The 25,737-nt window shown below is 70.5% G+C and carries 25 protein-coding genes; 5 read left to right on the top strand and 20 right to left on the bottom strand.

The window, feature by feature from the left end:
• Positions 1-56: 56 nt before the first annotated feature.
• From BM004_RS31200 to BM004_RS31180, 5 genes are all read right to left on the bottom strand, one after another.
• Positions 57-1,361, bottom strand: a complete 1,305-nt coding sequence (locus BM004_RS31200) for a c-type cytochrome (RefSeq protein ID WP_093219133.1) — start codon at positions 1,359-1,361, stop codon at positions 57-59.
• Positions 1,358-3,643, bottom strand: a complete 2,286-nt coding sequence (locus BM004_RS31195) for a xanthine dehydrogenase family protein molybdopterin-binding subunit (protein ID WP_093219131.1) — start codon at positions 3,641-3,643, stop codon at positions 1,358-1,360. Before BM004_RS31195 ends, BM004_RS31200 begins: the two co-directional genes overlap by 4 nt.
• Positions 3,640-4,143 (bottom strand): (2Fe-2S)-binding protein, encoded by a 504-nt coding sequence (locus tag BM004_RS31190; protein ID WP_093219129.1) that lies wholly within the window; start codon positions 4,141-4,143, stop codon positions 3,640-3,642. The genes BM004_RS31195 and BM004_RS31190 overlap by 4 nt, the downstream gene beginning before the upstream one ends.
• A gap of 185 nt (positions 4,144-4,328) precedes the next feature.
• The gene (locus tag BM004_RS31185; RefSeq protein ID WP_093133074.1) at positions 4,329-4,553 is read right to left on the bottom strand and encodes a DUF1059 domain-containing protein; all 225 of its coding nucleotides are present in this window, start codon (positions 4,551-4,553) and stop codon (positions 4,329-4,331) included.
• Between the two features lie 19 nt (positions 4,554-4,572).
• Positions 4,573-5,634 carry a class I SAM-dependent methyltransferase gene (locus tag BM004_RS31180; RefSeq protein ID WP_093133076.1) on the bottom strand — a complete coding sequence of 354 codons (1,062 nt, stop codon included), beginning with the start codon at positions 5,632-5,634 and terminating at the stop codon, positions 4,573-4,575.
• 147 nt (positions 5,635-5,781) lie between these two features.
• On the opposite strand from BM004_RS31180, the gene BM004_RS42525 reads away from it, so the two are divergent.
• Entirely contained in the window at positions 5,782-6,390 is a 609-nt protein-coding gene (locus BM004_RS42525; RefSeq protein ID WP_093219128.1) for a helix-turn-helix transcriptional regulator, read from the top strand.
• Positions 6,391-6,418: 28 nt separating this feature from the next.
• On the opposite strand, the gene BM004_RS31170 is transcribed toward BM004_RS42525, so the two are convergent.
• The 6 genes from BM004_RS31170 to paoA all read right to left on the bottom strand — a co-directional run bounded on the left by BM004_RS31170 (position 6,419) and on the right by paoA (position 13,861).
• Positions 6,419-7,921 (bottom strand): sensor domain-containing diguanylate cyclase, encoded by a 1,503-nt coding sequence (locus tag BM004_RS31170; protein ID WP_256220125.1) that lies wholly within the window; start codon positions 7,919-7,921, stop codon positions 6,419-6,421.
• A 172-nt stretch (positions 7,922-8,093) separates the two neighbouring features.
• The gene (locus tag BM004_RS31165; protein ID WP_093133082.1) at positions 8,094-8,441 is read right to left on the bottom strand and encodes a GFA family protein; all 348 of its coding nucleotides are present in this window, start codon (positions 8,439-8,441) and stop codon (positions 8,094-8,096) included.
• 61 nt (positions 8,442-8,502) lie between these two features.
• A complete protein-coding gene (locus BM004_RS31160) occupies positions 8,503-9,942 on the bottom strand; it encodes an MFS transporter (protein WP_093219125.1) in 1,440 nt (479 codons plus the stop codon).
• A 122-nt stretch (positions 9,943-10,064) separates the two neighbouring features.
• Entirely contained in the window at positions 10,065-12,269 is a 2,205-nt protein-coding gene (paoC, locus tag BM004_RS31155; RefSeq protein ID WP_093219123.1) for an aldehyde oxidoreductase molybdenum-binding subunit PaoC, read from the bottom strand.
• A gap of 3 nt (positions 12,270-12,272) precedes the next feature.
• A complete protein-coding gene (locus BM004_RS31150; RefSeq protein WP_093219122.1) occupies positions 12,273-13,223 on the bottom strand; it encodes an FAD binding domain-containing protein in 951 nt (316 codons plus the stop codon).
• Complete coding sequence (paoA, locus tag BM004_RS31145; RefSeq protein WP_093219200.1) at positions 13,220-13,861, bottom strand: aldehyde dehydrogenase iron-sulfur subunit PaoA; 642 nt, start codon at positions 13,859-13,861, stop codon at positions 13,220-13,222. Before paoA ends, BM004_RS31150 begins: the two co-directional genes overlap by 4 nt.
• Before the next feature lie 144 nt (positions 13,862-14,005).
• Between paoA and BM004_RS31140 the strand changes: the two genes are divergently transcribed.
• A complete protein-coding gene (locus BM004_RS31140; protein ID WP_093219120.1) occupies positions 14,006-14,992 on the top strand; it encodes a LysR family transcriptional regulator in 987 nt (328 codons plus the stop codon).
• Positions 14,993-15,035: 43 nt separating this feature from the next.
• On the top strand, positions 15,036-15,437 hold the full coding sequence (locus BM004_RS31135; protein ID WP_093219119.1) for a YybH family protein: 402 nt from the start codon (positions 15,036-15,038) through the stop codon (positions 15,435-15,437).
• Between the two features lie 43 nt (positions 15,438-15,480).
• Here BM004_RS31135 and BM004_RS31130 read toward each other — a convergent pair whose 3' ends face one another.
• Positions 15,481-16,194: a GntR family transcriptional regulator gene (locus BM004_RS31130; RefSeq protein WP_093219117.1), complete on the bottom strand. Its 714-nt coding sequence runs from the start codon at positions 16,192-16,194 to the stop codon at positions 15,481-15,483.
• A 108-nt stretch (positions 16,195-16,302) separates the two neighbouring features.
• Between BM004_RS31130 and BM004_RS31125 the strand changes: the two genes are divergently transcribed.
• Together BM004_RS31125 and BM004_RS31120 are read left to right on the top strand one after the other, a co-directional pair.
• Positions 16,303-16,884 carry a VOC family protein gene (locus tag BM004_RS31125; protein ID WP_093219116.1) on the top strand — a complete coding sequence of 194 codons (582 nt, stop codon included), beginning with the start codon at positions 16,303-16,305 and terminating at the stop codon, positions 16,882-16,884.
• A 7-nt stretch (positions 16,885-16,891) separates the two neighbouring features.
• Positions 16,892-17,320, top strand: a complete 429-nt coding sequence (locus BM004_RS31120; RefSeq protein WP_093219114.1) for a nuclear transport factor 2 family protein — start codon at positions 16,892-16,894, stop codon at positions 17,318-17,320.
• Between the two features lie 74 nt (positions 17,321-17,394).
• On the opposite strand, the gene BM004_RS31115 is transcribed toward BM004_RS31120, so the two are convergent.
• From BM004_RS31115 to BM004_RS31080, 8 genes are all read right to left on the bottom strand, one after another.
• Positions 17,395-18,492: a CaiB/BaiF CoA transferase family protein gene (locus BM004_RS31115; protein WP_093219113.1), complete on the bottom strand. Its 1,098-nt coding sequence runs from the start codon at positions 18,490-18,492 to the stop codon at positions 17,395-17,397.
• Positions 18,489-18,956, bottom strand: coding sequence for a Zn-ribbon domain-containing OB-fold protein (locus BM004_RS31110; protein ID WP_093219111.1), 468 nt, complete (start codon positions 18,954-18,956; stop codon positions 18,489-18,491). The genes BM004_RS31115 and BM004_RS31110 overlap by 4 nt, the downstream gene beginning before the upstream one ends.
• A complete protein-coding gene (locus BM004_RS31105; protein WP_093219110.1) occupies positions 18,953-20,134 on the bottom strand; it encodes a thiolase C-terminal domain-containing protein in 1,182 nt (393 codons plus the stop codon). The genes BM004_RS31110 and BM004_RS31105 overlap by 4 nt, the downstream gene beginning before the upstream one ends.
• Positions 20,131-21,423 (bottom strand): CaiB/BaiF CoA transferase family protein, encoded by a 1,293-nt coding sequence (locus BM004_RS31100; RefSeq protein ID WP_093219108.1) that lies wholly within the window; start codon positions 21,421-21,423, stop codon positions 20,131-20,133. Before BM004_RS31100 ends, BM004_RS31105 begins: the two co-directional genes overlap by 4 nt.
• 11 nt (positions 21,424-21,434) lie before the next feature.
• Positions 21,435-22,415, bottom strand: a complete 981-nt coding sequence (locus BM004_RS31095) for a Bug family tripartite tricarboxylate transporter substrate binding protein (protein WP_093219107.1) — start codon at positions 22,413-22,415, stop codon at positions 21,435-21,437.
• Between the two features lie 63 nt (positions 22,416-22,478).
• Positions 22,479-23,192 (bottom strand): FadR/GntR family transcriptional regulator, encoded by a 714-nt coding sequence (locus BM004_RS31090; protein ID WP_093219105.1) that lies wholly within the window; start codon positions 23,190-23,192, stop codon positions 22,479-22,481.
• A 20-nt stretch (positions 23,193-23,212) separates the two neighbouring features.
• On the bottom strand, positions 23,213-24,172 hold the full coding sequence (locus BM004_RS31085) for a PDR/VanB family oxidoreductase (RefSeq protein WP_093219104.1): 960 nt from the start codon (positions 24,170-24,172) through the stop codon (positions 23,213-23,215).
• A complete protein-coding gene (locus BM004_RS31080) occupies positions 24,169-25,488 on the bottom strand; it encodes a Rieske 2Fe-2S domain-containing protein (RefSeq protein WP_093219102.1) in 1,320 nt (439 codons plus the stop codon). Before BM004_RS31080 ends, BM004_RS31085 begins: the two co-directional genes overlap by 4 nt.
• Positions 25,489-25,737: the final 249 nt, after the last annotated feature.

Here is a 25,737-nt window from a genome sequence, read left to right as displayed (position 1 = left end):
TCCGGCGATAGCGGGAATGAGCGCTTGCAGGTGCCGGCGGTGCGCTATCGCAGGCGCTATCTGGTTCGCTGGCTGGCCACGAACTCGGGCGTCACCGTCGCCTGCTTGTTGCCGAACTGCGCGATCACGTAGTTGGCGAGCGCCGCGACTTCGGTGTCTGTGTAGGCCTTGCCGAAGGCCGGCATGTAGACCTCGCGGTCGTGCACGCGCATGTTCACGCCCTGCAGGATCATCTGCGTGACGTTGGCGCCGCCCGCGTCGTTCACGCCGCGCGTGCCCAGCAGCGCGGCAAAGCTGGTCTGCTGGCCTTGCCCGTTCCATTGGTGGCAGCTTGCGCAGGCCGCCGCGAAGAGCCGCAGGCCCTGCTCGTGGCCTTCGGCGGTGTTGGCCGCGGGCGCCGCCGCGCTGGCCGCCACGGCCCATGGCGGCTTCGCGTCGATCTCGATCGGGTCCTTGCCGGCCTTCGCCGGCACCGTGCGCAGGTAGCTCACGAGCGCGGCCGTGTCTTCCGGCTTCAGGTGCTGCAGGCTGTGCTCCACGGCTTCGCCCATCGGGCCCGAGGCCGAGCCGCGGCCGTCGGCATGGCCGGTGCCGAGGTAGGCAGCCAGCTCGGCGTCGGTCCATGCGCCGATGCCGTTCTTCGCGTCCGACGTGATGTTGTAGGCGCGCCAGCCCTGAATGGATTCGCCCGCGAGGTTGTCGCCGGCCTTCATCGCGAAGGCGAAGTTGCGCGGCGTGTGGCATTCCGCGCAATGGCCCAGCGCGGTGGCCAGGTACTTGCCCTGGTTCCACGCGAGCGGCTTCGACGCGTCGGACTCGAAGCGGCTGCTCTTGAAGAAGGCCGCGTTCCAGAAGCCCATGGCCCAGCGCTGGTTGAACGGAAAGCCCAGGTCGGCCTCCTTGTTCGGCTGGTTCACCTTGGGCAGGCTGAACAGGTAGGCCTTGATGGCCAGCACGTCGTTGCGGCTCAGCGCCGTGTAAGAGGTGTACGGAAACGCCGGGTACAGGCGCTGGCCGTCGGCGCGCACGCCGTCGTGCACCGCGCGCACGAACTGGTCGTCGCTCCACCCGCCGATGCCCGTGGCCGGGTCGGCCGTGATGTTCGACGAGTAGATCGTGCCGAAGGGCAGCACGAAGGGCACGCCGCCCGCGAAGGGCTGGCCCTTGCCGGCCACCGTGTGGCACGCGATGCAGTCGGCGGCCTTGGTGAGGTATTCGCCGCGCACCAGCAGCGCCGCATCGGGCGCCGCGCCGGCCAGCACGGGCGCCTCGCCTGGGGACTTGTCGGTGCGGTTCAGGAAGAAGTACAGCGCCGCGCCCACGACGAGCAGCACCGCCAGCACGTTGAGGAAGCGCTTCATGCGGCGCTCCTTTCGCCCTGCACCGGATGCGCCGATTGCGCGGCAGCACCGGCAGGCCCAGCAGGCCCGGCATCGGCGATCTTCTTCTTCAGCGCATCCTTGTCCTGCGCCAGCAGCGCGCGGTTCACCGGCAGCGCGCGCAGGCGCACGCCGGTGGCCGCGAAGATCGCGTTGGCCAGGGCGGGCGCGGCAATGGCCGTGCCCACCTCGCCGAGCCCGCCGGGGGCTTCGCCGCTCTTCACGGTATGCACCTCGACCGGTGGCGACTCGTTGATGCGCAGCATGCGGTAGTCGTGGAAGTTGCTCTGCTCGATGGCGCCGTCGCGCAGCGTGATCTCGCTGAAGAGCGCGGCGCTCAGGCCGAACAGCAGGCCGCCCTGGATCTGCGCCTCGATGGAGCTCGCGTTCACCGCGATGCCGCAGTCCAGCGCCACCACCGCGCGGCGCAGGCGCACCTCGCCCTGCGGCGTGACCTCGGCCTCGACGATGGCGCACACGCGGCTGCCGAACGGGTCGCCCACCGCCACGCCGCGCCCTACGCGCGGCGGCAGCGCGCCCTTGCCCCAGCCGATCTTCTCGGCGGCCAGGTCGAGCACCGCGAGCGTGCGCGGGTTCTTCTTCAGCATCGCGCGGCGGTAGGCCACCGGGTCCTTCCTGGCGCGTTGCGCGAGTTCGTCGATGAAGCTCTCCATCACGAACAGGTTGTGCGTCGGCCCCACGCCGCGCCACCAGCCGACGTTCAGGCCCGCGGGCATGTCGTGGCGCACCCACTCGACCTTGAGGTTGGGCAGGTCGTAGCAGGGCTCGGCCACGCACTCGATCAGGTCGCCGTCCATGCCGTCCTTGCCCATGAAGGCCGGGGCCCAGCGGCCCAGCACGGTGCCGCCCGCGATGCGGTCGCCGAACCAGAGGATCTGCCCGTCGCCGTCGACCACCGCCGAGATGTCGTCGTGGTACATCGGGCGCACGATGTCGTGGCGAATGTCTTCCTCGCGCGTCCACACCACCTTCAGCGGGTAGGGCACCTGCCTGGCGAAGGCCACGGCCTGCTCGACCGAGTCGGTCTCCAGCCGCCGGCCGAAGCCGCCGCCCAGGTACTGGTTGTGCAGCACGATCCTGTCTTCGGCCAGCCCGGTGATCTTGGCGGCCACGCCCACGCAGCGCGCCGGCACCTGCGTGCCGACCCAGATCTCGCACTGGTCCGCCCGCACGTGCACCGTGGTGTTGAGCGGCTCCATGGTGGCGTGCGCCAGCATCGGCAGGTCGTAGGTGGCCTGCACCAGCGTGCCTTCGGGGCGCTTGCCGGTTTCCTTGCCGACGATGGCCTTGTCTTTCGCGAGCGCGTTGGTCAGCGAGGCGCGCAGCTGCTGGGTGGTGAGCGCGGCGTTCGGCCCCGGCGTCCACTGGATCTTCAGCGCCTCCAGGCCGCGCTTCGCGGCCCAGAAATGCTCGCCCACCACGGCCACCGCGTCCTTGATGCGAATGACGTCGACGACGCCCGGTATCGCCCGCGCCGCCTTGTCGTCCACCGAGGCCAGCACGCCGCCGAGCGTGGGGCAGGCCTTGACGGTGGCCACCTTCATGCCCGGCACGCGCACGTCGAGGCCGAACTGCGTGCTGCCGTTGACCTTGCCGGGCGAATCGACGCGCCGCAGCGGCTGGCCGATGAGCTTGAAGTCCTTCGGCTCCTTCAGCGCGACCTTCTCGGGCATCGGCAACTGCGCGGCGGCGCCGGCGAGCGCGCCGAAGCCGAGCTGCCGGCTCGAAGCCGCGTGGCTCACCACGCCGCGCGCCACGGTGCAGCTGGCCGGGTCGACCTTCCATTGCGCGGCCGCGGCGCTCACCAGCAGCGTGCGCGCCACGGCGCCCGCCTCGCGCAGCACGCCGTAGGTGCCGCGCGTGCTGGTCGAGCCGCCGGTGATCTGGCCGCCGAGCAGCGGCATGCCGTAGAGCGCCTCGTTCGGCGGCGAGTGCTCCACGCGCACCTGGTCGAGCTCCACGCCAAGCTCTTCGGCCAGCAGCATCGCCGAGCCGGTGTAGATCGCCTGGCCCATCTCGACCATCGGCATCACCAGGCGCACGCCGCCGTCGGCGTCGATGCGGACGAAGGCATTCGGTGCGAAGGCGGGGTTGCCGTCGTCGAGCGCGGCGGCCGCGTCGGCGGGCTGCCGGCGCGGGCTGATGGCCGCGAGCGCCTTGCTGCCGCCGACCCAGGTGAAGGCCAGCGCGAGGCCGCCGGCCTGCAGCGCGGCGCGGCGGCTGATGCCCGCGGGCGCGTTCACGATGCGCTCCTTGCCGGCATCGTCACCACCGACTGCAGCACCTCGGGCTTGCCCGTGGCGGCCTGCTTGATGGCGGCGCGAATGCGCGAGTAGGTGCAGCAGCGGCACACGTTGCCCGACATGGCCATGTCGATGTCGGCGTCGCTCGGGTTCGGCGTGCGCTGGATCAGCGCGGCCGCCGACATGACCTGGCCCGACTGGCAGTAGCCGCACTGCACCACGTCGACCTCGAGCCAGGCCTGCTGGATGCGCTGGCCGGCGGGCGTCTGCGAGATGGCTTCGATGGTGGTGACGGCGCGCTTGCCGACCGAGCCGACCGGCAGCACGCACGAGCGCACGGGCTGGCCGTCCAGGTGCACGGTGCAGGCGCCGCACTGCGCGATGCCGCAACCGAACTTGGTGCCGGTGAGGCCGACGACGTCGCGCAATGCCCAGAGCAGCGGCATGTCGTCGGGGGCGTTGACGGCAACGGACTGACCGTTGATGTGGAGGTCGATCATGGGCCCTGCCTTCTCGTGGTTCGCCGTGGGTGGCAGCGAACCATAGCGCGACTTGGCAAAGCGCGCTTGGCGGGCAGGGGAGCGCTCGGGCAGGGCGCTCGGGTTTCAGCCAGGGGTGCCCATGGCGGGCCCCCGAAGGTATTCATCGGCGCGCGAGCCGCAAGCCGGCCCGCACGGCAGCTGCGTCAGGCAGGCACCTTCTGCTGGGCCGGCGCCTGCACGGGCGGCGTGCCGGTCTTGAAGAGGGTGGCCAGCTGCTTGCGCAGCTCGGGGGTGTCGGCATGGCCGTGGACAGACACGGCGTGCTGCACCGCGGCATCGAGCAGTTCGCCCTCGGTGTCGGCCGAGAGCGCGACGCTGCAGTTCATCGTGCTCGGGAATTCGCGGCAGTCGATGTATTGGCGTGACATGGCAGCTCCTTGGATGTCCTCACGGACGGGCTTCGAAGATCAGGTTGAACGGGGTCTGGCTGGCGCGGCGGAAGTGCTTGAAGCCGCCCTGCGTGACCACGTCGCGGATGCGCGCCTCGCCGGCCTGCGCGCCCAGGCACAGGCCGACCTCCTGCGAGCGCGAGGCCGGCGTGCAGATGAAGTTCGACGCCGAATAGAAGACGCGCCCCACGGGGTTGAGGTTGTCCTCGAGACGGTCGTTGGCAAAGGGCTCGACGATCATCCACGTGCCCTGCGGCTTGAGCGTGCTGCGCACGTGCGAGGCCGCGCCCACGGGGTCGCCCATGTCGTGCAGGCAGTCGAACACGGCCACCAGGTCGTAGTCTTCGCCGGGGAAATCCTTCGCGCTCGCGACTTCGAAACGCAGGCGCTGCGCATCGTCGACGCCGGCCTTGTTCGCCGTTTCGCGCGCGCGTTCGATCGAAGGCGCGTGGTAGTCGAAACCCACGAAGCTGGACTTCGGGTAGGCCTGCGCCATCAGCAGCGTGGAGGCGCCGTGCCCGCAGCCCACGTCCGCCACGCGCGCGCCGCGCTCCAGCAGCGGTGCAATGCCTTCGAGCGCCGGAATCCACTGGCTCACCAGGTTGGCCGCGTAGCCGGGCCGGAAGAAGCGCTCGGTGCCGTGGAAGAGGGCGGCGTCGTGCTCGTGCCAGCCGATGCCCAGGCCCGTGCGCATGGCCTGGACCATCTTGGGAATGATCTTGAACTGCGCCACGGCGATCTGGAAGGCGCCCGGTATGAATGCGGGGCTGCCCTCCTGCGCCAGCGCGAAGGCCTGCTCCTCGGACAGCGAGAACATCTCGCCCTTGGGCTCGTACTGCACGTAGCCGCTGGCGGCCTGGGCCGAGAGCCATTCGCGCAGGTAGCGCGGGTCGGTCTCGGTGCGGCGCGCGAGCGTCTCCACGTTCGTCGGGCCTTCGGCCAGCGCCTTGTACAGGCCGAGCTGGTCGCCCACGACGATGGTGGCCGCGTGCATCACGGCCCCCAGGTCATGCACGAAGTTACCCATGAACGCGTTAAGCCGTGTTTCGTCGATGGCCATGTGTATCCCCTTCGCCGACAGGCGGCATGCGTGGCGTTCGCCTGCCTATACTGGATCGAGGGGGCGAAGGGCCTGCGCGCATCCTGCGTCCCGATGCGCACAGGCGCCATACGCAGCAATGCGTATGCACGGTGAAAGGGGCATGCCATGACGCATCTGACGCGCAATGACTGCGCAAGCGCGCTTCGCTTGCTCGAGCAACTGGAGTCCGCGGGGGCGCCCGCGCGGCATCACGGCGACGATGGCCTGCGCGCGAAGCACAGCGTCGCGCAGGCGCCGGGCCGCCATGGGCTGCGCCACGTCGCGCCGCAGGCCGACTACTGCCGGCGCGCGCCGCAGGCCGACTACCACCGTCGCGCGGGGCTGGCCGACTACTACCGTCGCGCGGGGCTGGCCGACTACTACCGTCGCGCGGGGCTGGAGCATGCGGTGGCGGTGGCCTTCCTGTACCGGCTGCTGACCTGCCGTGCCGAGTTGCCGCTGTCCGCCGCGCCCGATGCAACTGTGCAAGCTGCGGGACCTGTGGGACCGGCGCCCGTCCTCACGCCACGCGAGGGCGACGTGATGCACTGGCTTTCACGCGGCAAGACCGACGCCGAGATCGCCGCCCTGCTGGAGATCAGCCCGCGCACCGTGCACAAGCACCTGGAGCATGTGTACGTGAAGCTGGGCGTGGAGACGCGCACGGCGGCGGTGATGCGTGCGCTGGAACGGCACGCGCTGGCGTCGCCGGTGAATGCGGTCGGAGTGGTCTGAGCGGTCTGAGCGGTCTGACCAGTGTCCTTCAGCCGTCGGGGCCGGCGTCTTCGTTGGTGCACACCCGGTTGCGCCCCGCCGTCTTGGCCACGTACAGGGCCTTGTCGGCCGAGCGGATCAGTTCCTTGGCCTGGCCCGCGCCGGGCACGGGGCTGAGCGTATCCACGCCGGCGCTCAGGGTCACGAAGCCGGCTTCGGTGCCCGTGTGCTCGATCTTCAGGTTGCGCACCGCGTGGCGGATGCGTTCCGCCAGCTCGACGGCGTCGGCCACCTCCGTCTCGGGCAGCAGCACGGCCAGCTCTTCCCCGCCGTAGCGCGCGGCGAGGTCGCCCGGGCGCCGCGGTGTCAGCTCGGCGATGGTGCGCCCGATCGACTGCAGGCACTCGTCGCCGGCGGCGTGGCCGTAGATGTCGTTGTATTGCTTGAAGCAGTCGACGTCGATCAGGATCAGCGCCAGCGTGCTCGCGTCGCGCAGCGCGCGGCTGAATTCGGTGTCGAGCGTCGCGTCGAACTGCCGGCGGTTCGCCAGGCCCGTGAGGCCGTCTTCCATGGCGAGCGTGTTGAGTGTCTTGTTGAGCTTCTCGAGCGCGTCGCGCGCGCGGCGCAGCTCGGCCTCGGTCTTGGTGCGCAGCTCGATCTGCCTGACCAGCCGCAGCCCGACGAAGCCGACGATGCCCGCCAGCAGGATGACGCCGGCCGAATGCCACAGCGTGTCGTGCCACCAGACGGCAAGGATCTCGTCCTTCGACAACGCGGCCGCCACGAACAGCGGGTAGTTCGCCACGCGCCGGAAGCTGTTCAGGCGCGTCACGCCGTCCTGCGCCGAGCGGATGTAGGCGGTGCCGGCCGGCCCCTGCGCCGTGTAGGCGCGAAAGAGGTCGGTGTCGCGCATGTCCCGCCCGACCGTGCCGGCGCTGAAGGGCCGGCGCGTCATCATCGTGCCGTTTTCCAGCACCAGCGCCACGGCACCCGCCTCGCCGATGTCCAGGCTGTCGTAGAACTTCATGAAGAAGTCGATGTCGATGGTCGCGAGCGCCACGCCCGCGAAGCTGCCGTCCGCCTGGTCGATGCGCCGCGAGATCGGCACCAGCAGCCGCCCGGTGGTGCGGCTCTTCACCGGAATGCCGATGTGCGGGCCGCGCTCTGCGTGGGTGCGGTGGAAGATGAAGTACTCGCGGTCGGCGTTGTTGAGGTTCTCCGGCGCGTTGTGCCGCGAGTTGACGATCCAGTTGCCGTCCTTGTCGTACACGTGCAGCGCGTCGAGCTGCGGCAGTTCGGTTACCTGGGAGGCCAGCACCTTGCGAAGCCGCTCCACGGCCGCCGGCCCCGTGCCGTCGTACTCGATGCGCTCGACCACGCCGACCAGCGCGGTGTCGGCCTCCTTGATGGTGTCGTCGGCCTGCTGCGCCATGGCGCGCGCGAGGTTCGACGCCGCGGTGCTCATCTGCCGCAGCTCCTCGGAGCGGGAGTTCCAGCTGTTCCAGCCGTCCAGCGCGACGAGGCTCAGGCAGACGACAGCCACGAAAGCCATCGTCCGGGAGGTGATGGAGGGTCGACTGAACAAGGGGCGGTTCCGCAACGGTGACGCTCAAGAGTCTTTGTCGGACTTTGACACATCTGCCGCGCCGCGGGTGACGAACGAGAGGCAAGGCCGGCGGTTCGTGGCTTTCCCGCGCCGGGCCCGTCAGTCGGCGGTCAGCCGCTCACTTCGAGCGGCCGTCGAAGTGCTGCACCGGAATGGCCTGCAGGTCGATGCCCTCGATGCAGCGCAGGTTGATGGCGGCCATGGGCTCGCCCGTGGGCGTCACGCCTTCGCCGTAAGGATGGATGCCGCAGGTCGGGCAGAAGCGGTGCTTGATGATGTGCTTGTGGAACATGTAGGTGGACGCGTTCTCCTCGGGCGTCAGCAGGTGCAGCGCGCTGCGCGGCACGAACCACATGAGGATGCCCTTGCGCTGGCACATCGAGCAGTTGCACGCGGTGGCCGTGCCGATCTCGCCCTCGGCCTCGAACCTGACCGCGCCGCAGTGGCAGCTTCCTTGGTACTTCATCTCGGGTCTCCTGTTTATGGTTAACCAGCGAGTTGAGTATTGGGCGCCGCCGCAAGGCTTGTCAAGCGCGCACGGCTGCGGCGGGTTCGGGCATGCGGCGCCGCACAATGAACAGCCAGACGATCGCCAGCGCCATCGTCAGCATGACGGTGCTGGCGTCGAAGGTCGCGGCGATGCGGTGGGCCAACTGCACCGAAGGCAGCGCCGGCGCTGTTGTACTCGAGGCCGCGAACACCGCCACCAGCAGCCCCAGCCCGAGCGATCCGCCGAGCTGGTGCGCCACGTTCACCAGGCCCGACGCCGCACCGGCGTCTTCCGCGTCCACGCCGCTCACCGCCGCCACCGTGAGCGGCCCCAGCACGCCGCCCTGGCCGATGCCGATGAGCACCATCGGCAATGCGACGCCCGTGAGGTACGGCGAGTGCGCCGACACCTGCGCGAGCCATGCCATGCCCACGATGCCTGTCGCAAGGCCCGCCGCCAGCAGGCGCGCATTGCCGAACCTGCGCGTGAGCGCGGGCACCAGCATGGCCGCCGCGAAGTTGGGCAGGGTGGCCGGCAGGAACGCCAGGCCGGCCTCGAGCGGGCGGTAGCCCAGCACGCCCTGCAGGTACTGCGTGGTGAAGAACCAGAAGCCCACCATGCCGCCCAGGAACAACACGCGCGCGGCACAGGCCGCGCTGCGCTCGCGGTGGGCGAACAGGCGCAGCGGAAGAATCGGCTGCGCCACGCGGCGCTCGTTGGCCACGAACAGCACCAGCAGCGCGACGCCCGCCAGCAGCGCCGCCAGCGCGATGCCTTCGCCCCAGCCGGCTTCCGCCGAGCGCACGATGCCGTACACCAGCGCGCTCATGCCCAGCGTGGAGCTCACCGCGCCCACCAGGTCGAGCCGCCCCGCGCGGCGCGGCGTTTCCGCCAGCCAGCGCCGCGCGCCGAACATGAGCACAAGGCCCAGCGGCACGTTGATGAAGAAGCCCACGCGCCACGAGAGCAGGTCGGCAACGAGCCCGCCCAGCACCAGGCCCACGCTCGCACCCACGCCGGCCGCGGCCGCATAGTAGGCGAGTGCGCGCGTGCGTGCCGGCCCTTCGGCGAAGTGGGTGGACAGCAGCGCCAGTGTCGACGGCGCGAGCACCGCCGCGCCCACGCCCTGCACCGCGCGCGCGGCCAGCAGCCATGCCGGCGACGGTGAAATGCCGATGGCGAATGAGGCCAGCGTGAAGAGCCCGAGACCGGCGATGAACATGCGCCGCCGCCCCAGGATGTCGCCCGCCCGCGCGCCGAGCAGCAGCAGCCCGCCGAAGGCCAGCGTGTAGGCGTTCTGCACCCACGACAGGCTCGCCGGCGACAGGTGCAGGCCGGCCTGCATCTTGGGCAATGCGGTGATGACGATCGAGATGTCGATCACGATCATCAGGTAGCTCGCAAGGATGATGGCGAGCACGGCCGCATGGCGCGGGCGCTGTGCAGGATCGGCGTTCGGAACGGGCTGGGAGTGCATGCCTCGACTCTAGGCAGCCCCGCCCCGCGGAACTAGCCCGTGGCGCCTTGTAGAACTGGCAAGCCGCGCTTGCCAATCCGACGAACCTGACCGATGAACCCGACGCGCGAGTCTCCGCGCGCTCAGGCCGCGTCCGGCATGCGCGCGATGAGCTTGTCCAGCGTGATCGGGTAGTCGCGCACGCGCACGCCGGTCGCGTTGTAGACCGCGTTGGCCACCGCGGCGCCCACGCCGCAGATGCCGAGTTCGCCCACGCCCTTGGCTTTCATGGGCGAGGAGATCGGGTCGGTCTCGTCCATGAAGATCACCTCCTGGTGCGGAATGTCGGCATGCACCGGCACCTCGTAGCCCGCCAGGTCGTGGTTGACGAAGAAGCCCAGCCGCTCGTCCACGGCCAGCTCTTCCATCAGCGCAGCGCCCACGCCCATGGTCATCGCGCCGATCACCTGGCTGCGCGCCGACTTGGGGTTCAGGATGCGCCCCGAGGCGCACACCGCGAGCATGCGCCGCACGCGGATCTCGGCCGTGAACGCATCGACGCCCACCTCGACGAAATGCGCGCCGAAGGTGGACTGCTGGTATTGCTTGTCGAGGTTGCCGAACTCCAGCACGTCTTCGGCGACGATGGCGCCTTCTCCCTCCAGCCCTGCCAGGCCCGCGAGCGGCACGCTGCGCGCGCCCGCGCGCACCATCCCGTCCGAGAACACCGCGCCCACCGGCTCGAGCCCCGCGCGCCGTGCCACGGCGTCGCGCAGCTTGGTGCAGGCCGCATAGACGCCGGCCGTCGAGCAGTTGGCGCCCCACTGGCCGCCCGAGCCGGAAGACACCGGAAAGCGCGAGTCGCCCAGGCGCACCACCACGCGCTCCAGCGGCACGCCCATCATCTCGGCGGCGGTCTGCGCAATGATGGTGTAGCTGCCGGTGCCGATGTCCGTCATGTCGGTCTCGACCGTGACCGTGCCGAGCCTGTCGAGCGCCACGCGCGCACCCGACTTCGTGACCTGGTTGTTGCGAAACGCCGCCGCCATGCCGATGCCGACCAGCCAGCGGCCATCGCGCACCAGGCCCGGCCTCGCGCCCCGCTGGTTCCAGCCGAAGCGCTCGGCCCCGGTGCGCATGCATTCGACGAGGCGGCGCTGCGAGAAAGGCCGCGCGGCGTTGGCCGGATCGACCTGCGTGTCGTTCAGCACGCGGAACTCGATCGGGTCGATGCCCAGCCGCTCGGCCATTTCGTCGATGGCGACTTCCAGCGCCATCAGCCCCGGCGCCTCGCCCGGCGCGCGCATGGCGTTGCCTTCGGGCAGGTCGAGCAGCGCCAGGCGCGTGCCCGTAAGGCGGTGCTCGCCCGCGTAGAGCAGGCGCGTCTGCTGCACCGCGTTCTCCGGCTTGCCGTCGGCCAGGTTGCCCGACCAGCTTTCATGGCCGATGGCCGTGATCTTTCCCTGCGGCGTGGCGCCGATGCGGATGCGCTGGATGGTCGCGGGCCGGTGCGTGGTGTTGTTGGCGATGAGCGGGCGCTGCATCGCGACCTTCACCGGCCGCCGCGCAATGCGCGCGCCCAGCGCCGCCAGCAGCGTGTCGGCGCGCAGGAACAGCTTGCCGCCGAAGCCGCCGCCGATGTACGGCGACATCAGGTGCACCTTGTCCCTGGGCATGCCGAGCGTCCTGGCGAGGTCGCCGGTGGTCCAGTCGATCATCTGGTTCGAGGTCCACACCGAGAGCCTGTCGCCGTCCCATGCGGCAAGGGTGGCGTGCGGCTCCATCATCGCGTGCGAGTGGTCGGGCGTGCTGTAGGTGGCGTCCAGCCGTACCTCCGCCTTGGCGAACGCGCCGGCGAAGTCGCCGACGGTGTTGTCGCGGTCGGTGGTGCGCCGCTCGGTCGAGGCCTTGGCGTGCGCGAGGCCGAACGCGCCTTCGGTGCGCGCGTACGTCACCTGCACCAGCTGCGCGGCGGCGCGCGCCTGCTCGAAGGTTTCGGCCACCACCAGCGCAATGGCCTGGTGGTAGTGCTCGACCACCGGGCCGCCCAGCAGCCGGGCGGCGTTGAAGCGGCCCTTGTCCAGCTTGCCCGCGTTCTCGTGCGTGACGATGGCGAGCACGCCGGGCGCGGCCTTGGCGCGCGACAGGTCGAACGAAAGAATGCGCCCCTTCGCAATGCCCGAGCCGACGATGCAGCCGTACGCCGGGTTCGCCGCCACGTCGTGGCGTTCATACGCGTAGGGCGCGGTGCCCGTGGTCTTGAGCGGGCCGTCGATGCGGTCCACTGGCTGGCCGATCACCTTGAGCTGGTCGATGGGGTTGGTGGTGGCGGGTGTGTCGAACTTCATCGCTCAGCTCCTGGCTTCGGCCAGCACCGCGTCGAGCGTGCGCTCGACCAGCGGCAGCTTGAAGGCGTTCTGCACGGTCGGCGTGGCGCCGGCGAACAGCGCGGCGGCCACGGCCTTGGCGCCGCGCGGCATCTCGGCCTCCGCGGCCTCGATGCGCCACGGCCTGTGCGCGACGCCGCCCACCGCCACGCGGGCGCTGCCGTCGCGCTGCACGATGGCACCGACCGACACCAGCGCGAACGCGTACGAGGCCCGGTCGCGCACCTTGCGGTAGATGTGCCTGCCGCCCAGGGGCGCGGGCAGCCTGACCGAGGTGATCAGCTCGCCGGGCGCCAGCGCGGTTTCCACGTGCGGCGTGGCGCCGGGCAGCTTGTGGAAATCGGCGATCGGGATGGTGCGGCGCGTGCCGTTGGCGCGCACGGTCTCCACCGTGGCGTCGAGCGCGCGCATGGCCACGGCCATGTCGCTCGGGTGCGTGGCGATGCAGGCCTCGCTCGTGCCTACCACCGCGTGCTGGCGCGTGTAGCCGCCGATGGCCGCGCAGCCGCTGCCCGGCTGGCGCTTGTTGCAGGCCTGGTGGGTGTCGTAGAAGTACGGGCAGCGCGTGCGCTGCAGCAGGTTGCCCGCGGTGGTCGCCTTGTTGCGCAGCTGGCCCGAGGCACCGGCCAGCAGCGCGCGCGAAAGTAGGCCGTAGTCGCGCCGCACGCGGGCGTCGGCGGCCAGGTCGGTGTTGCGCACCAGCGCACCGACGCGCAGGCCGCCGTCGGAGGTGCTTTCGATGCGATCGAAGCCCAGGCCGTTGACGTCGATCAGGTGAACGGGCGTCTCGATCTCCAGCTTCATCAGGTCGAGCAGGTTGGTGCCCCCGGCAATGAAGCGCGCGCCCGGCACGCGGGCCGCGTGCGCCACGGCGTCGGCCGCCGAGGAGACGCGTTCGTAGGTGAAGGACCTCATGACGTTCTCCCCGCCACCTCGGTGATGGCGTCGACGATGTTGCTGTACGCGCCGCAGCGGCAGATGTTGCCGCTCATGCGTTCGCGCAGCTCGGCCGCGTTCAGCAGCGGCTGTGCGGTGAGGTCGGCGCTGGCGTGGCTCGGGATGCCCTGGCGGATTTCCTCGAGCACCGAGACGGCCGAGCACACCTGCCCCGGCGTGCAGTAGCCGCACTGGTAGCCGTCGTGCTTGACGAAGGCGGCCTGCATCGGGTGCAGCGCGCCCGGCGTGCCCAGGCCCTCGATGGTGGTGACCTTGGCGCCTTCGTGCATCACCGCCAGCGTGAGGCAGGCGTTGATGCGGCGGCCGTCGACGATCACGGTGCATGCGCCGCACTGGCCGTGGTCGCAGCCTTTCTTGGTGCCGGTCAGGTGCAGGTGTTCGCGCAGCGCGTCCAGCAGCGTCGTGCGCGTGTCGAGCGTGAGGGTGCGCAGCTTGCCGTTGACCTCCATCGAGGTCTTCATGCGGGCGGAGGCCGCGCCGGCCCCGGAGGGCGGCGCCGTGGCCGCGTGCGCCGGCGTGGCGGTGGCGGCCGCCGAGGCGGCGCCCGCGAGCAGCAGCTCGCGCCGGGAGAGTGTCATTTCGTCGTGGGTTTGCATGTCGCGCGTCACTCCTTGCGATTCATATTGAGCGCATCCGGCCGGCTGCCAATGTAGGCCGGCATCCCCAGGCGGAACTAGACGCGATGCCCTTGAAGCACTGGCAAGCTGCTCTTGATAATCGGCCGTCACACTGGAGGCCGCATGCCGATCAATGAACTGCGTTCCATCGCCACCTTCGCCAAGACCGCGGAACTCGGCAGCCTGCGCCAGGCGGCCGCCGCGCAGGGCATGACGCCGCAGGCCGCCAGCCAGGCGCTGGCGCAGCTGGAGCAACACCTGGGTGTGCGCTTGTTTCACCGCACCACGCGGAGCATGTCGCTCACCGACGAGGGGCGCCAGTTCCTGGAGGCCGCGCAGCCGGCGCTGGTGGGCCTGCAGCGCGCGCTGCACATGGCGCGCCGCGCCACCGACGAGATCGCCGGGCCGCTGCGCATCGTGGGCCCGCGCTCGACCTTCGCGCCGGTGCTGTGGCCGCTGCTCGACGAGTTCTGCCGCCTCTACCCCGAGGTGCAGCCCGACGTGCAGCTCGACGACCGCATCGGCAACTGGGTGGAAGACCGCGTCGACGTGGGTTTTCGCGTGGGGCCGTCGCCGGCCGAGGGCGTCATCGCGCGCCGGCTGTTCGGGCTCCAGCTGATCGTTTGCGCGGCCCCGGCGTACCTGGCCCGCCACGGCGCGCCGGACAGCCTGAACGCGCTGGCGGCCCACCGCTGCAGCGGCTTTCGCCATCCGAGCACCGGCAAGATCGTGCCCTGGTACGTGCGCGTGGGCGACGAGGTGATCGAGCACCCGGTGGTGCCCGCGCTGTGCGTCAACGACGAGGCGCTGGAGACCGAGGCGGTGCTGGCGGGCCACGCCATCGGCCTCGTCACCAGCGTGACAGCGGCGGCGCACATCCGCGCCGGACGGCTGGTGCCCTTGCTCACCGCGCACGTGGCCGACCGGTCGGGCGTGTTCATCTACTACGGCAGCCGCGCCGCCCAGCCGGCGCGTGCCCGGGCGTTCATCGACCTGGCCATCGACCGCCTGACGCAGAACGCGGCCTATGTGCTGACGGCGCACGAGCTGGCGTCGGCGGAGTCCAGCGGGCGCGCCGCGCATGCGGCGGCGCACCATGGCGGCACGTGAGTTTCAGCAAGCAAAGGCGCGCAGGAGCAAAGGAGACATCGCGATGACGAACGATGAAAAGGCGATACGGCAGGTCGTCGAAGACTGGATGGACGCGAGCCGGCGCGGCGACACCGCGGCCGTGCTCGCCTTGATGACGGACGACGCGGTCTTCATGGTCCCGGGGCGGGCGCCGTTCGGCAAGCATGCCTTTGCCGCGGCCTGCGAAGGCATGCGCGGCGTGCGGATCGAAGGCAGGAGCGAAGTCGCCGAGTTGCAGGTGCTGGGCGAGTGGGCCTTCATGCGCAACCGCATCGACATGACGGCCACGCCGGCTGGCGGCGAGCCGGTGCACCGGTCGGGCTACACGCTCACCTTGCTGCGCAAGGAGGCGGACGGCCGGTGGCGGCTGGCGCGGGACGCCAACCTGCTGACGGCCACGCCGCCGGGGCGCACGGGCGGTTGATGGATGGGCCGCGGGCTGCGCTGTCGCACAGCGCAGCAGCCCGCTACGCGCTGGGGCGCGCAGCGGTTGCCGAAGGTGCGGCGCCGAGCGCGTCCGCGTGCGACAGCAGCGTGTCGATGGAGTCGTTGAGCCGCTGCACCGCCAGCGGCGCATTGCGGCTCACGGCGGCTTCCATGATCTCGCGGTGCTCCGTGCGCGTGTGCTCCAGGTCGCGCTCGCGCACATTGAGGCGGCGGTAGCGGTCGGACGCGTCGAACAGCAGCTCGTGGAAGTCGGTGAGCCACTTCGACGGACAGGCCGCGATCAGCGACGCATGGAAGCGGCGATGCAGCACCTCCCACTCGCGGTTGGTCTGGCCGGTGGGCAGCGTCATGGGGCAGCGCCAGATGCGGTGGTAGGCCAGCACCACCTCGTCTTCCCAGGCCTGGTCGCCATGCAGCAACGACTCGCGCACCACCACCTCGTTGAGCAGCCGCCGCGCGCGCACCAGGTCGACCAGGTCGTCGCGCGACAGCGCCGCCACGCGAAAACCCCGGCGCTCGAACTGCTCGACCAGCCGCACCGAGATGAGCCGGTTGAGCGCCTCGCGGATGGGGCTCGCGCCCACCTCGTAGCGCGCTTCCAGCGCCTCGATGCGCAGCTTCTCGCCCGGCGCCAGCCGGCCTTCGAGGATGTCTTCGCGCAGGCGCTCGAACACCATGCTCGCGCGCGTGGCGCCTTGCAGGTCGTCGGTGGGCGGCGGCGGGTTCTGGCTCATGGGCGGGCGGGTTTGTACCGAGTGGGTGGGGCGGGATGCGCAAATATTATCGATAAAAAGAAGATTCAGGCCAAAAAAGTCAGTTTTACCGATAAAGAAGGCGACACCATGAGCTCCGGCATCCGCCCCACCACGTTCGCGCACATCGTCTACCGCACATACCGCTTCGAGCAGATGCTGGCCTGGTACACCTGCGTGTTCTGCGCCAAGGTGCAGTACCAGAACCCGGTGATCGCCTTCGTCACCTACGACGACGAGCACCACCGCGTGGCGCTGCTGAACCTCGGGCTGATGAAGGGCCCGTCGGAGGCGGCGGCGCCGCGCGGCCAGCCGGGCGTCGACCACGTGGCCTACGGCTTCGGCTCGCTGCGCGAGCTGCTCGACAAGCATGCCGAACTCAAGGCCAAGGGCGTCACGCCGTACTGGTGCGTGCACCACGGCATCACCGTGTCGCTGTACTACGCCGACCCCGACGGCAACCAGATGGAGTTCCAGACCGACAGCTACACCTCCAACGACGAGGCCAATGCCTTCATGCACGGCCCGCATTTCGAGGTGAACCCGATCGGCGTGGAGTTCGACCCCGACGAGATGCGCGCGCGGCTGGACGCCGGCGAGAACGTGGCCGCGCTGCTGCTGCGCACCACGCACCTGCCGGTGGCGGACGTGCGCGGCTCGATGCTGGGCTGAGCGCGCGATGACGATCCCTGGCCGTCTCGAAGACGAGGCCGCGTGCGCGCGGCTGTGCGTCGATTTCGCGAACCACCTCGACGCGCGGCGCTACGAGCAGGTGCTCGACCTGTTCACCGAAGACGCGGCGCTCGACCGCATGGGCAACGTGTCGGCGGGCCGGGACGGCATCGCGCGCTTCCTGGCCGCGCGGCCGGCGGACGTGACCACGCGGCACGTGTGCTCGAACATCCGCGTGAGCTTCGATGCCGCGTCCGAGGACGAGGCCGGTGGCGTTTGCTATGTGCTGTTCTTCCAGGGCACGGGGGAGGCAGGTGCGGGTGCCGCGCAACTGTCCGGGCCGCCTTCGGTGGTGGAGTACCACGACAGGTTTCTGCGGACTGCCGTGGGGTGGCGGATTCGATCGCGGCGCATACGGATGGCGATCCGGGCTTGAATGCCCGCTTCCCGATTTATCGAGCACAACAAAAACGGCAGGGTTGTCCTTTTGATTCATCGGATTGGACAGATTCAGGCACCGGCGATGGAAGCCCACCGCCCGAGCACATCCCCCACCGCCTTGGCCTGCGACGGCGCGGGCCCCTGGATCGCCGAAGGCGTGCGCGAGAAGCGCGGCGCGGGCGCGGGATGCCTCACGCCGTCCACCTCGACGAAGGCCTCGCGTGCGCGCTGGTGCGGATGCGCCGCCGCCTCGCTCAGCGCCAGCACCGGCGCGAAGCAGGCATCGCTGCCTTCGAGCCGCGCGGTCCATTCGTCGCGGGTGTGCGTGCGGAAGATGCGTTCGAGCTCGGCGCGCAGCGCCGGCCACTGCGCGCGGTCGTGCTGCGCGCCGCGCAGCGTGGGCGCAACGCCGAGCCGCTCGCACAGCTCGGCGAAGAACTGCGGCTCGATCGGGCCGATGCACACATGGCGCGCGTCCGCCGTTTTGTAGGTGCCGTAGTACGGCGCGCCACCGTCCAGCGCATTGCTGCCGCGCGCCTCGGCGAAGGTGCCGCGCATCGCGCCGGTCGCGAACAGGCTCATCAGCGAGGTCACGCCGTCGGTGATGGCCGCATCCACCACCTGGCCGCGGCCCGAGTGCCGCGCCTCGTGCAGCGCCGCGAGCAGGCCGACGACCAGGTAGAGGCTGCCGCCGCCGTAGTCGCCCACCAGGTTGAGCGGCGGCACCGGCGCGCCGCCGGCGGGGCCGATGGCGTGCAGCGCACCGGTCAGCGCGATGTAGTTGATGTCGTGGCCCGCCGCCTGCGCGAGCGGGCCGTGCTGGCCCCAGCCGGTCATGCGGCCGTAGACCAGGCGCGGGTTGCGCGCCGCCACCGCGTCGGGGCCGAGGCCCAGGCGTTCCATCACGCCGGGGCGAAAGCCCTCGACCAGCACGTCGGCGCTGTCGAGCAGCCGCAGAACCTCTTCGCGCGACTGCGGGTTCTTCAGGTCGGCCAGCACCACGGTGCGGCCGCGCCCGGTGATGTCGGTGCGGTCGCCGAGCTTGCGGCCCGGCCGGTCGACGGTGACCACGTCGGCGCCCATGTCGGACAGCAGCATGCAGGCGAAGGGGCCGGGGCCGAGCCCGGCGAACTCGACCACCTTCAGGCCGTTCAACGGTCCGTTCATCGAGCGTTCTCCTCCAGCAGGCGCCACTGCAGCAACGAAAACGGAGGCTGCGCATCGGCGTGGTGTTCGTACACGCCTTCGACCTCCGCGCCGATGCGCACCTCCTGCATCGGGTCGCCCAGCAGGTTGCCGACCATCCGCACGAGGCCGGCGTGCGGCAGCTCCACCAGCACGACGAGGTAGGCGCCGTGCCCCTTGAGCGCGGCATGCGCCGGATGCCACACGCGCTCCCAGCTGTAGATGCGCCCGCGCGGCGCCACGTCTTCCCAGGTGGGGTCGAAGGCGTGGCAGTGGTGGCAGAGCCATTCGGGGCCGAACTGCCAGGTGCCGCACGCGGTGCAATGCTGCACGCGCAGGCGGCCCTCGCGCAGCCCCGACCAATAGGGCGCGGAGAGCCCGTCGGGCTCGGGCACCGGAACCGGCAGGCCCGGCGGAAGGTAGCGGGTGGTCGTCGCGTCGTTCACAGCACGTTCTCCGATGCCAGCAGGAGGTCGCTCACCGGCGTGACCATCGGCCCGCCGATCACCAGCGCCACGTCGCTGCGCTTCGCCTGGCTGGTCGAAGTGCCGCGCACCTGCCGCACGGCCTCCAGCACCAGCTCGAAGCCGTGGATGTAGCACTCGGCCAGGTTGCCGCCGCTGGTGTTCAGCGGCAGCCGGCCGGAGGGCGCCGCGAGGTTGTCGAGCGTGAGGAATTCGTTCGCCTCCTCGGGCTTGAAGAAGCCGTGCTCTGCCAGTGCCATGGCCACGCCGCCGGTGAAGTTCTCGTAGCTCTGCACCACGCCCACGTCGGCCGGCGCAATGCCGGCCATGGCGTAGAGCGCGGGCGCCACGGTGTCGAAGCTGGCGCTGCCGTAGCGTGGCGAGTTGTGCGGGATGGCGCCGGTGCGGTGGCCCGAACCGGTGGCCGCGCCGAGCAGGTAGGCGGGCTTGTGCGCGAAGTCTTTCGCGCGCTCCGCGGCCACCAGCACGATGGCCGCCGCGCCGTCGTTCTCCATGCAGCAGTCGTACAGGTGGAAGGGCTCGGCGATCCAGCGCGAGGCGTCGTAGGTGTCGGCGCTCAGCGGCTTGCCGTGCATCACCGCGCGCGGGTTGGCCTGCGCGTGGTGGTAGGAGGCCAGCGCGATGGCACGCAACGCCTCCTGCCGCACGCCATGCTCGTGCATGAAGCGGCGCACGCGCATCGCGAAGCGCTGCGGCGGCGACAGCACGCCGTAGGGCATCAGGTAGGCCTTCTCGCCCGAGACGGTGTCGATGCCCGCCACCTGGCCGAAGCGCCCGTGCTGCCCCTGTGCCAGCGCGCGGAACACCACCACGCAATCGGCCAGCCCGGCCGCGATGGCCGCCGCGCCGTTGGCCACCGCCGCGCAGCACCCGCCGCCGCCGCCGCCCCATTGCATGGTGGCGCTGCGCAGGTGCCGCGTGCCCAGCGCCGCGGCCAGCCGCGAGGCGTCGTTGCGGTCGTCGCTGTACGAGGCGAAGCCGTCGATCGCTCGCGGGTCGAGGCCCGCGTCGGCGCAGGCCGCGAGGATGGCCTTGAGCGCGAGCTTGAATTCCGCGTCGGGCGACTGGCCGTGCTTGTAGTAGGTGGTCTCGCCGATGCCGACGACCGCCACCCGGCCCCGGAGCGATCGCACGGTCACGCGGGCGCGCCCGCGGTTTCGTGGCGCGTGGCCGGCGCGCCGAAGGCGCCGGCCTGCGCCAGTGAAGCGAGCCGTGCCTCGTCGTAGCCCAGCGCTTCGCGCAGCACCTCGTGCGTGTGCTGCCCCACGGTGGGCGCCGCCACGGGGTCGGCGATGGGCGTGCGGCCGTAGCGAATGGGCAGCGCCATGTTGGGCACCCAGCCGACCGCCGGGTGCGGAATGCGCGTGACCAGCCGGCGCTCGCGCGCTTCGGGCGAGCGGATGGCCTCGCCCACCGATCGCACCTCGCCGCACGGCACGCCGGCCGCGCGCATGCGCGCCTGCCAGTGCGACCACGGCTGCCGCGCAAAGGCTTCGCCCAGCAGCGCGAACAACTCCTCGCGCCGCGCCGAGCGGTCGCGCCCGGTCGCAAAGGCCGGGTCGTTGGCCACGTCGGGGCGCTCGACCACCTGCGCCATCAGCCGCTGGAAGATCTTGTTGTTGCCGCTGTTGATATAGAAGGAGCGGTCCTGCGCCTCGAACACGCCCGACGGGCAGGTGTCGGGGCTGGTGTTGCCGTGCCGCTGGGGCTCGGCGCCGCTGAACACGTGCTGCAGCGTGGCGTAGCCCGTCATCAGCACGGCGTTGTCGAACAGCGCCACTTCCATCGACTGGCCGTGGCCCGTGCGCTCGCGCGCCACCAGCGCGCCCAGGATGGCGTTGCAGGCCATCATCGCGGTGCTGATGTCCATCACCGGCGAGAGGGCGCGCACACCCTCGCGGTCGGCATAGCCGTTCATCGACACGAAGCCGCTCTCGGCCTGCGCGATGGGGTCGAAGCCCAGCCGGTCGGCGAACGCGCCTTCGCGGCCGTAGGCCGACACCGCGCAGTAAACGACCTCGGGGTTGGTCTTGCGGATGCTCTCGTAGTCGAGCCCGAAGCGCGCCATCACGCCGCTGGAGAAGTTCTCGACCACCACATCGGCGGTGGCGGCCAGCGCGCGCGCCACCTCCAGGCCCTCGGGCGTCTTCAGGTCGAGCGCCACGCTGCGCTTGTTGCGGTTCGACCAGAGAAAGGGCGCGCCCTGCGCCAGGTCGGGGTGCACCGGCGGGTACTGGCGAAAGTCGTCGCCGCGGCCGGGCGCCTCGATCTTGAGCACGTCGGCGCCCATGTCGGCCAGCATCATCGTGGCGAAAGGGCCCGCGATGAAGTGCGTGAAGTCGACCACCTTGATGCCGGCCAGCGCCTGGGGCGCGCCGGCAGGGCGGGGCGTGTGTTCCGGAAAGTCGGTTGCGATGTTGTCGAGCATGAATCGGGTTCTCACATCTGGATGTTGGCTTTGCGCACGACCGGGCCCCACTGCGCCATCTCGTCGCGAATGAGCTTCTCGAGTTCCTGCGGCGTGCTGCTGCGCGCCTCCACGTTGCGGTCCGCGAACATCTTGCGCACCTCGGGGCGGGCCACCGCGGCGGCCACGGCGGCGTGCAGCTTGTCGACCACGTCCGGCGGCGTGTCCTTCGGCGCGAGCACGCCGAACCATGCCGAGCTGCGAAAGCCCGGCACGTCGTCGGCAATGGCGGGCAGGCCCGGCACGGTGTCGGTCGGCTTGAGCGTGCCCACCGCGAGGTAGCGCACCTTGCCGGAGTTCACGAGCGTGGCGCCGTCGAGCCCGGTGACGAAGGCCGCCTGCAGCTGGCCGCCGGCAAAGGCGGTCATCATCGGCGCGCCGCCGTTGTACGGAATGTGCTGCAGCCGCAGGCCGGCTGCCTCGTTGAAGTACTCGGCCGACAGGTGCGACAGCGAACCGTTGCCGACCGAGCCGATGTTCAGCGACGTGCCGTTCTTCTTCGCGTACGCGAGGAACTCCTTCATCGTCTTGGCCGGGCTGTCGGCCGGCACCGCGAGGATCATCGGCGTGATCGCCACGGTGGAGACGGGCCGCAGGTCCTTCAGTTCGTCGTAGGGCACCTTGCGCATGAGCCCGACCACCGCGTTGGGCCCGGTGTTGCCGAACACCAGGGTGTAGCCGTCGGGCGGCGCCTTGGCCACGAAGTCGACGCCGATGGTGCCGCCCGCGCCGGGCTTGTTCTCGACGATGACGGTCTGGCCCAGCGTCTCGCTCATCGACTGCTGGATGGCGCGCGCGAGCTGGTCGGTGCTGCCGCCGGCCGCGTAGGGAACGATCATGCGGATCGGCTTGCTGGGGAAGCTGCCTTGCGCGAAGGCGGGCAGCGCGCTCGCCGCGAGCGAGACGCAGGCGGCGCACAGCAGCGCGCGGCGGCGGAAGAGCGTGGGTTTCATGGGGCGTTGTCTCCTTTGTCTTGTGGGGATGCGTGGATGCGTGGGTGAATCTGTGGTGCGCGCTCAGTCGCCGAGCACGGTCGACCAGTAGCTGCGCGCGCGGTCCATGTGCCGCAGGATGAGCAGCTGCGCCTTGGCCGAATCGCGTTCGCGGATGTGCTCGAACAGCCGCCGGTGGTCGCGCAGCGAGGCCGTGCCCTGCACCGTGTCCTCGAACATCGCCTCGCGGCGCCGGCCGGTGAAGCGGTAGAAGGCGTGCAGCACGCGCACCAGCACCGAGTTGTGGGTGGCGTCGACCAGCGCGATGTGGAAGTCGGTGTCGGCCGCGGCGATGTTGCCGTTCTGCGCGAGCACCTCCTGCGTGCGCTGCAGCACGGCCTGCATGCGTTCCAGGTCGGCGTCGGTGCGGCGCTGGCAGGCGAGGCCGGCGGCCAGCACTTCGAGATGGCCGCGCACTTCCATGGTCTCGGCCACCTCGACCGGCGTGGGCGTGCCGCCCATGTCGGTGAGCATCACCAGCGCCTCGAAGCTGGCCTCGCGCTCCACGTGCCGCAGGTAGATGCCCGAGTTGGGCCGCGACTCGACGATGCGCAGCGTGACCAGCGTCGCCAGCGCCTCGCGCACCGCGTTGCGGCCCACGCCCAGCCGCTCGGCCAGGTCGCGCTCCGAGGGCAGCCGGTCGCCGGGCTGCAGGCGGCGGTCGCGCAGGTACGCGAGGATGCCGGCGATGGCGCCGTGGCCGCTGCCGGTCTCGTGCGCTTCGGTGGTGGTGGTCATGGCGTGCCTCGGGTCCTTGTTCAGAGGTCGAGCACCAGCGTCTTGGAGCGCGCGCCGGAGCAGCAGATCATGATGCTGTCGTTGGCCTGCTTTTCCTCGGCGCTCAGGAAGTCGTCGCGGTGGTCGGGCTCGCCCGAGACGAGCTGCGTGCGGCAGGTGCCGCACACGCCGGCGGTGCAGGCGTAGGGCACGTCCACGGCGTGGTCGAGCAGCGTGTCGAGAATGGTCTTGCCGGGCGCGACGGTGAAGCGATGGCCGCTGCGCTGGAGCACCACGTCGTAGCCGCCTTCGGTGGCGGCCTCGCTGGTGGCGGCGAAGCGCTCGAAGTGCACCGTGTGCGCGGGCCGCGTGGCGCAGGCCGCGATGAAGGCGTCGATCATGCGCGCCGGGCCGCAGCAGTACAGGTGCGTGCCGGGCGCCGCGTCGCGCACGATGCCGGCCAGGTCCAGCCGGTCGATGCGCGAGGAGCCGAAGCAGAAATCGACCTCGCGCCCGTCGCCCGCCATGGCGCGCAGCGCGTCGGCGTACGCGGTCTCGCGCGGCGAGCGGCTCGCATAGTGCAGCCGCCACGGCCGGCCGAGTTCGCGCAGCCGCCGCAGCATCGACATGACGGGCGTGATGCCGATGCCGCCCGCGATGAACACCGAATGCGCGGCGTCTTCCGCCAGCGCGAAGTCGTTGCTCGGCGGCGTGGCGCGCAGGCGGTCGCCCACGCGCGGCGCGGCGTGCATCCACGCCGAGCCGCCCTGGCCTTCGGCGTCGCGCTGCACGGCCACCACGTAGCGCCCGCCGTCGGAGGGCGCGTTGACCAGCGAGTAGCTGCGCACCATGCCGTGCGGCAGGTGCAGGTCGATGTGCGCGCCGGCGGTGAAGGCGGGCAGGCTCGCGTCGTCGGCCGAGACGAACTCGTACGACGCGATGCCCTCGGCCTCCAGCCGGATCTGCCGCAGGCGCAGGTCGATGGGGGCGGGCATGTTCATGGCGTGTAGCCGAAGTCGGCGCCCAGGCGCGCGGTCATCAGCTCGCGGCCCGACTCGTTCCACGACGCGCTGGCCGGCAGCGTGAGCGACACCGCGCGCACCATCGGCAGGTCGGGGTCCTCGATGCGCGGCGGGCGCTGCTGGCGCACGGCAAGGTTGCGCACGGTCTCCAGCAACAGCCGGCGCGTCATCGCGATGCCGGTGTCGCTCATGCCCAGGTGCTCCTTGGAGCGGTCGTAGATGGGCGCCACGCCCGACTGGCAGGCCGCGTCCTGCACCCACAGGCCCGGCAGGCCCGAGAACCAGGTCTTGGTCTGCGCGTCGTAGTTGAAGAGGAACGCACTCTGCAGGTTGAACTTCGTCCAGTACTTCGCGTACGGCTCGGTGGCCGGGCGCGGCGCGTAGGCGTTCACGCTGGGGTGGCCGGTCTCGCGGCCGGCGTGGCCGTTGTCGAAGATCTTGCGGGTCTTCTCGTAGAACGGTTGCACCGGGTGGTACGAGAACATGATGCACAGCGTGTGGTGGTCGTCCAGCGGCACCCAGGCGTGGCCGCTGAGCTCGGGGTACTGCGACTGCGGTGGCACCAGCGTGTAGAAGGGCAGCAGGAACTGGTTCACGCGCCAGTAGTGCGTGCGCTCGTCGAGCACGCGCTTGGAGGCCACGCTCATGCCGAAGTCCTGGCGCTTGCACTCGAAGGTGGGTCGCAGGTCTTTCTTGGCGGTCCAGTCGCTGATGGCGCCCTGCTGGTCGATGCGCCCGTGCAGGATGGGCGCGTGCGCCGAGTCGATCTCGCCTTCCACCGCCTGCAGCCAGTTGCACTCCTGCACGCGAAAGCTCACGTACACGTTCTCCTCGGGCACCAGGTTCCATTCGAGGTTGGGCAGCGGCGGCAGGTGGTCGCGGTCGGGGCCCATGTAGGTCCAGGCGATGCCGTTGCGCTCGCGGCAGGGGTAGTTCTTGATCTGCACGGTGTCCTTCAGCCGGCTCTGCGCGGGCTCGGCCGGGGTGTCGAGCACATGGCCGTCCACGCCGAACTTCCAGCCGTGGTAGATGCAGCGCACGCCGCAGTCCTCGTTGCGCCCGAACACCAGTGGCGCGCCGCGGTGCGGGCAGGCATGGTCGATGAGGCCGATGCGGCCTTCGGTGTCGCGAAACGCCAGCAGCTCTTCGCCCAGCAGGCGCACGCGCTGCGGCTGGCCGTCGGCCACGAGGTCGCGGCTGGGAAGAAAGGGAATCCAGTAGAGGCGCATCAGCTGCCCCATGGGGGTGTCGGGGCCGACGCGGACCAGGGTTTCGTTGTCTTCGTGGGAGAGCATGGGCGCGTTTTCCTTGATGGGTCGTGGGTGTGCGCGGACACAGAATGTGGTGTGTCCAATCTGGATGACCAGATTGGTAGGACCAATGCTAGGGCCGCGCACGTCGCCGTGTAAAGCATTCGTTCCAATAACCTTTAGAATGGATCAACCATAGATGTCCGATTCGACAAGTACGCCGATGAATCAAGGTATGAAATTGCCGGCCGCGGCACAGGCTGCAAACCGGGGCGAAAACCCGGGCACAAACCC

It is taken from the genome of Variovorax sp. OK212, from assembly GCF_900112425.1.
GTDB lineage: Bacteria > Pseudomonadota > Gammaproteobacteria > Burkholderiales > Burkholderiaceae_C > Variovorax.
This window is presented reverse-complemented; position numbering and strand designations above follow the sequence as displayed.

Bases quoted from the DNA above. Each gene is read 5' to 3' on its own strand.
- BM004_RS31085 (WP_093219104.1), bottom strand. From the start codon at position 24,172: ATGAACATGCCCGCCCCCATCGACCTGCGCCTGCGGCAGATCCGGCTG.
- BM004_RS31185 (WP_093133074.1), bottom strand. From the start codon at position 4,553: ATGTCACGCCAATACATCGACTGCCGCGAATTCCCGAGCACGATGAAC.
- paoA (WP_093219200.1), bottom strand. From the start codon at position 13,861: ATGCAAACCCACGACGAAATGACACTCTCCCGGCGCGAGCTGCTGCTC.
- BM004_RS31080 (WP_093219102.1), bottom strand. From the start codon at position 25,488: ATGCTCTCCCACGAAGACAACGAAACCCTGGTCCGCGTCGGCCCCGAC.
- BM004_RS42525 (WP_093219128.1), top strand. From the start codon at position 5,782: ATGACGCATCTGACGCGCAATGACTGCGCAAGCGCGCTTCGCTTGCTC.
- BM004_RS31125 (WP_093219116.1), top strand. From the start codon at position 16,303: ATGAGCTCCGGCATCCGCCCCACCACGTTCGCGCACATCGTCTACCGC.
- BM004_RS31095 (WP_093219107.1), bottom strand. From the start codon at position 22,415: ATGAAACCCACGCTCTTCCGCCGCCGCGCGCTGCTGTGCGCCGCCTGC.
- BM004_RS31200 (WP_093219133.1), bottom strand. From the start codon at position 1,361: ATGAAGCGCTTCCTCAACGTGCTGGCGGTGCTGCTCGTCGTGGGCGCG.
- BM004_RS31120 (WP_093219114.1), top strand. From the start codon at position 16,892: ATGACGATCCCTGGCCGTCTCGAAGACGAGGCCGCGTGCGCGCGGCTG.
- BM004_RS31140 (WP_093219120.1), top strand. From the start codon at position 14,006: ATGCCGATCAATGAACTGCGTTCCATCGCCACCTTCGCCAAGACCGCG.
- BM004_RS31130 (WP_093219117.1), bottom strand. From the start codon at position 16,194: ATGAGCCAGAACCCGCCGCCGCCCACCGACGACCTGCAAGGCGCCACG.
- BM004_RS31170 (WP_256220125.1), bottom strand. From the start codon at position 7,921: ATGGCTTTCGTGGCTGTCGTCTGCCTGAGCCTCGTCGCGCTGGACGGC.
- BM004_RS31165 (WP_093133082.1), bottom strand. From the start codon at position 8,441: ATGAAGTACCAAGGAAGCTGCCACTGCGGCGCGGTCAGGTTCGAGGCC.
- BM004_RS31180 (WP_093133076.1), bottom strand. From the start codon at position 5,634: ATGGCCATCGACGAAACACGGCTTAACGCGTTCATGGGTAACTTCGTG.
- BM004_RS31100 (WP_093219108.1), bottom strand. From the start codon at position 21,423: ATGCTCGACAACATCGCAACCGACTTTCCGGAACACACGCCCCGCCCT.
- paoC (WP_093219123.1), bottom strand. From the start codon at position 12,269: ATGAAGTTCGACACACCCGCCACCACCAACCCCATCGACCAGCTCAAG.
- BM004_RS31190 (WP_093219129.1), bottom strand. From the start codon at position 4,143: ATGATCGACCTCCACATCAACGGTCAGTCCGTTGCCGTCAACGCCCCC.
- BM004_RS31160 (WP_093219125.1), bottom strand. From the start codon at position 9,942: ATGCACTCCCAGCCCGTTCCGAACGCCGATCCTGCACAGCGCCCGCGC.
- BM004_RS31150 (WP_093219122.1), bottom strand. From the start codon at position 13,223: ATGAGGTCCTTCACCTACGAACGCGTCTCCTCGGCGGCCGACGCCGTG.
- BM004_RS31090 (WP_093219105.1), bottom strand. From the start codon at position 23,192: ATGACCACCACCACCGAAGCGCACGAGACCGGCAGCGGCCACGGCGCC.
- BM004_RS31135 (WP_093219119.1), top strand. From the start codon at position 15,036: ATGACGAACGATGAAAAGGCGATACGGCAGGTCGTCGAAGACTGGATG.
- BM004_RS31115 (WP_093219113.1), bottom strand. From the start codon at position 18,492: ATGAACGGACCGTTGAACGGCCTGAAGGTGGTCGAGTTCGCCGGGCTC.